At 56.6% G+C, this 5188-nt stretch carries 3 rRNA genes; all 3 read left to right on the top strand.

Annotated features, from left to right (window positions below):
• Nucleotides 1-4: 4 nt before the first annotated feature.
• The 3 genes from DMC61_RS40755 (at nt 5) to rrf (ending at nt 5184) form a co-directional block, all read left to right on the top strand.
• A 16S ribosomal RNA gene (locus tag DMC61_RS40755) occupies nt 5-1523 on the top strand.
• A gap of 323 nt (nt 1524-1846) precedes the next feature.
• Nucleotides 1847-4982, top strand: a 23S ribosomal RNA gene (locus DMC61_RS40750).
• An 85-nt stretch (nt 4983-5067) separates the two neighbouring features.
• A 5S ribosomal RNA gene (gene rrf / locus DMC61_RS40745) occupies nt 5068-5184 on the top strand.
• The 16S, 23S and 5S rRNA genes sit together here, the layout of an rRNA operon.
• Nucleotides 5185-5188 lie beyond the last annotated feature (4 nt).

Raw genomic sequence — 5188 nt, 5'->3', positions numbered from 1 at the left:
GACATTGTTGGAGAGTTTGATCCTGGCTCAGGACGAACGCTGGCGGCGTGCTTAACACATGCAAGTCGAACGATGATCCGGTTTCGGCCGGGGATTAGTGGCGAACGGGTGAGTAACACGTGGGCAATCTGCCCTGTACTTTGGGATAAGCCTGGGAAACTGGGTCTAATACCGGATATGACAGGTTCTCGCATGGGAACTTGTGGAAAGCTCCGGCGGTACGGGATGAGCCCGCGGCCTATCAGCTTGTTGGTGGGGTAATGGCCTACCAAGGCGACGACGGGTAGCCGGCCTGAGAGGGTGACCGGCCACACTGGGACTGAGACACGGCCCAGACTCCTACGGGAGGCAGCAGTGGGGAATATTGCACAATGGGCGCAAGCCTGATGCAGCGACGCCGCGTGAGGGATGACGGCCTTCGGGTTGTAAACCTCTTTCGCCAGGGACGAAGCGCAAGTGACGGTACCTGGATAAGAAGCACCGGCTAACTACGTGCCAGCAGCCGCGGTAATACGTAGGGTGCGAGCGTTGTCCGGAATTATTGGGCGTAAAGAGCTCGTAGGCGGTTTGTCGCGTCGTTCGTGAAAACTCCACGCTTAACGTGGAGCGTGCGGGCGATACGGGCAGACTTGAGTTCGGTAGGGGAGACTGGAATTCCTGGTGTAGCGGTGAAATGCGCAGATATCAGGAGGAACACCGGTGGCGAAGGCGGGTCTCTGGGCCGATACTGACGCTGAGGAGCGAAAGCGTGGGGAGCGAACAGGATTAGATACCCTGGTAGTCCACGCTGTAAACGTTGGGCGCTAGGTGTGGGCGACATCCACGTTGTCCGTGCCGTAGCTAACGCATTAAGCGCCCCGCCTGGGGAGTACGGCCGCAAGGCTAAAACTCAAAGGAATTGACGGGGGCCCGCACAAGCGGCGGAGCATGTGGATTAATTCGATGCAACGCGAAGAACCTTACCTGGGCTTGACATGCGCCAGACATCCCTAGAGATAGGGCTTCCCTTGTGGTTGGTGTACAGGTGGTGCATGGCTGTCGTCAGCTCGTGTCGTGAGATGTTGGGTTAAGTCCCGCAACGAGCGCAACCCTTATCCTACGTTGCCAGCGCGTTATGGCGGGGACTCGTGGGAGACTGCCGGGGTCAACTCGGAGGAAGGTGGGGATGACGTCAAGTCATCATGCCCCTTATGTCCAGGGCTTCACACATGCTACAATGGCTGGTACAGAGGGCTGCGATACCGCGAGGTGGAGCGAATCCCTTAAAGCCGGTCTCAGTTCGGATCGCAGTCTGCAACTCGACTGCGTGAAGTCGGAGTCGCTAGTAATCGCAGATCAGCAACGCTGCGGTGAATACGTTCCCGGGCCTTGTACACACCGCCCGTCACGTCATGAAAGTCGGTAACACCCGAAGCCCATGGCCCAACCCGCAAGGGGGGGAGTGGTCGAAGGTGGGACTGGCGATTGGGACGAAGTCGTAACAAGGTAGCCGTACCGGAAGGTGCGGCTGGATCACCTCCTTTCTAAGGAGCAACACATCCACCCCGCCGGGATACCCGGACCAACGATGGGTGGAGTGGCCGGCACTCAATACCCGAATGTGGTGTTGTGCTGGTTGCTCAAGGAATTGTGGAACTACTGGTTTATGCCGGTTCGCTTGATGCCCGCACGGGCTAGTACTGCTCCGCACGGAGCGTGGAACGTGTGCTGCAGGGTCAAGGGGATTTCGGTGTTCACAAGCACGCTGTTGGGTCCTGAGGCAACACGCCGAGGGGCTTACGCCCCGGGAGCTGTTTGTTTCTGGTGTGGTGTTTGAGAACTGTAGAGTGGATGCGAGCATCTTTGTGGTCAAGTTGTTAAGGGCACATGGTGGATGTCTTGGCTTCAGGAGCCGATGAAGGACGTGGGAGGCTGCGATATGCCTCGGGGAGCTGTCAACCGAGCTGTGATCCGAGGATTTCCGAATGGGGAAACCCAGCACCAGTTATGTGGTGTTACCCGCATCTGAATATATAGGGTGCGTGGAGGGAACGCGGGGAAGTGAAACATCTCAGTACCCGTAGGAAGAGAAAACAACCGTGATTCCGTGAGTAGTGGCGAGCGAAAGCGGAAGAGGCTAAACCGTTTATATGTCAAGCTGTCAGGCGTTGTATGAGCGGTGTTGTGGGACCCAGCGTCGAGGATCTGACAGTCCTCGGAATGATTACGCGTGTTAGTGGAACGCCTTGGGATGGGCGACCGGAGTGGGTGAGAGTCCCGTACGCGAAAACACGTTGTGGATTGTTTGTCTGGTGTTCCCGAGTAGCAGCGAGCTCGTGGAATTTGCTGTGAATCTGCCGGGACCACCCGGTAAGCCTAAATACTTCCTGAAGACCGATAGCGGACTAGTACCGTGAGGGAAAGATGAAAAGTACCCCGGGAGGGGAGTGAAAGAGTACCTGAAACCGTGTGCCTACAAGCCGTCAGAGCCCGAGCACATCCTTGTGATGTTGAGGTGATGGCGTGCCTTTTGAAGAATGAGCCTGCGAGTTAGTGCTGCGTGGCGAGGTTAACCCGTGTGGGGTAGCCGTAGCGAAAGCGAGTCTGAATAGGGCGTCATAGTCGCGTGGTCTAGACCCGAAGCGGAGTGATCTACCCATGGCCAGGCTGAAGCGTCGGTAAGACGACGTGGAGGGCCGAACCCACTTAGGTTGAAAACTGAGGGGATGAGCTGTGGGTAGGGGTGAAAGGCCAATCAAACTCCGTGATAGCTGGTTCTCCCCGAAATGCATTTAGGTGCAGCGTCACATGTTTCTCCACGGGGGTAGAGCTACTGGATGGTCTAGGGGCCTTACCGGGTTACCGAAATCAACCAAACTCCGAATACCGTGGTGTGAGAGTGTGGCAGTGAGACGGCGGGGGATAAGCTTCGTCGTCGAGAGGGAAACAGCCCAGAACACCAGCTAAGGCCCCTAAGTGTGTGCTCAGTGGGAAAGGATGTGGGATTGCCCAGACAACCAGGAGGTTGGCTTAGAAGCAGCCACCCTTGAAAGAGTGCGTAATAGCTCACTGGTCAAGTGGTCCTGCGCCGACAATGTAGCGGGGCTTAAGCACACCGCCGAAGCTGTGTCATTCGTGCATATAGATCGGCGTCTCTCTTGAAGGGATGTCTAGTCGCACGGATGGGTAGGGGAGCGTCCTGCATCCAGGGAAGCGGCGGCGGAAGCCAGTCGTGGAGGGTGTGGGAGTGAGAATGCAGGCATGAGTAGCGAATGCAGAGTGAGAAACTCTGCCGCCGGATGACCAAGGGTTCCTGGGCCAGGCTAATCCGCCCAGGGTAAGTCGGGACCTAAGGCGAGGCCGACAGGCGTAGTCGATGGATAACGGGTTGATATTCCCGTACCCGAGCACGTGCGCCCAGGATGAGGCGGTTGATACTAACCACCCAAAGCGCCATCCAAGACCCTTCGGGGTGGAGGGTGGTTGTGGAGCGTGGGATCTGATTCCGTAGTAGTCGAGTGATGGGGTGACGCAGGAAGGTAGCTCCGCCAGTGAGTGGTAGTACTGGTGTAAGCGTGTAGACCGGAGTGTAGGCAAATCCGCACTCCATATAGGTTGAGACGTGATGCGTAGCCGATTGAGGTGAAGTAGAGTGATCCTATGCTGCCGAGAAAAGCCTCTAGCGAGTGCGTGCACGGCCCGTACCCCAAACCAACACAGGTGGTCAGGTAGAGAATACTAAGGCGATCGGGTGAACTGTGGTTAAGGAACTCGGCAAAATGCCCCCGTAACTTCGGGAGAAGGGGGGCCAAACACTCTGAAGTCCCTTGCGGACTAGGGGTGGGTGGCCGCAGAGACCAGCGGAAAGCGACTGTTTACTAAAAACACAGGTCCATGCGAAGTCGCAAGACGATGTATATGGACTGACGCCTGCCCGGTGCTGGAACGTTAAGAGGACCGGTTAACCCTTCGGGGTGAAGCTGAGAATTTAAGCGCCAGTAAACGGCGGTGGTAACTATAACCATCCTAAGGTAGCGAAATTCCTTGTCGGGTAAGTTCCGACCTGCACGAATGGCGTAACGACTTTCCGGCTGTCTCAACCACAGGCCCGGCGAAATTGCACTACGAGTAAAGATGCTCGTTACGCGCGGCAGGACGGAAAGACCCCGGGACCTTTACTATAGTTTGGTATTGGTTTTCGGTTCGGCTTGTGTAGGATAGGTGGGAGACTGTGAAGCCGGCACGCTAGTGTTGGTGGAGTCGTTGTTGAAATACCACTCTGGTCGGATTGGGAATCTGAACCTCGGACCATGATCTGGTTCAGGGACAGTGCCTGATGGGTAGTTTAACTGGGGCGGTTGCCTCCTAAAGAGTAACGGAGGCGCCCAAAGGTTCCCTCAGCCTGGTTGGCAATCAGGTGTTGAGTGCAAGTGCACAAGGGAGCTTGACTGTGAGACAGACATGTCGAGCAGGGACGAAAGTCGGGACTAGTGATCCGGCACCACCTGGTGGAAGGGGTGTCGCTCAACGGATAAAAGGTACCCCGGGGATAACAGGCTGATCTTGCCCAAGAGTCCATATCGACGGCATGGTTTGGCACCTCGATGTCGGCTCGTCGCATCCTGGGGCCGGAGTAGGTCCCAAGGGTTGGGCTGTTCGCCCATTAAAGCGGCACGCGAGCTGGGTTTAGAACGTCGTGAGACAGTTCGGTCCCTATCCGCCGCGCGCGTAGGATACTTGAGGAAGGCTGTCCCTAGTACGAGAGGACCGGGACGGACGAACCTCTGGTATGCCAGTTGTCACGCCAGTGGCATGGCTGGTTGGCCACGTTCGGAAGGGATAACCGCTGAAGGCATCTAAGCGGGAAGCCTGTTCCAAGATGAGGTATCCCACCCCTTGTGGGTTAAGGCCCCCAACAGACCATTGGGTTGATAGGCCAGAAATGGAAGCACAGTAATGTGTTGTCGAGTTGACTGGTACTAATAGGCCGAGGACTTGCCCACAAAGATGTTACGCATCCACTCTACAGCTCTGAAACACCACACAACCACACACAATGTGTGAGCGTGTGTGGGTGTTTCATAGTGTTTCGGTGGTTATAGCGTCAGGGAAACGCCCGGTCCCATTCCGAACCCGGAAGCTAAGCCTGACAGCGCCGATGGTACTGCAACCGAAGGGTTGTGGGAGAGTAGGACACCGCCGGACTAAC

The organism is Amycolatopsis sp. WAC 04169, assembly GCF_003947535.1.
Lineage (GTDB): Bacteria > Actinomycetota > Actinomycetes > Mycobacteriales > Pseudonocardiaceae > Amycolatopsis > Amycolatopsis keratiniphila.
This window is presented reverse-complemented; position numbering and strand designations above follow the sequence as displayed.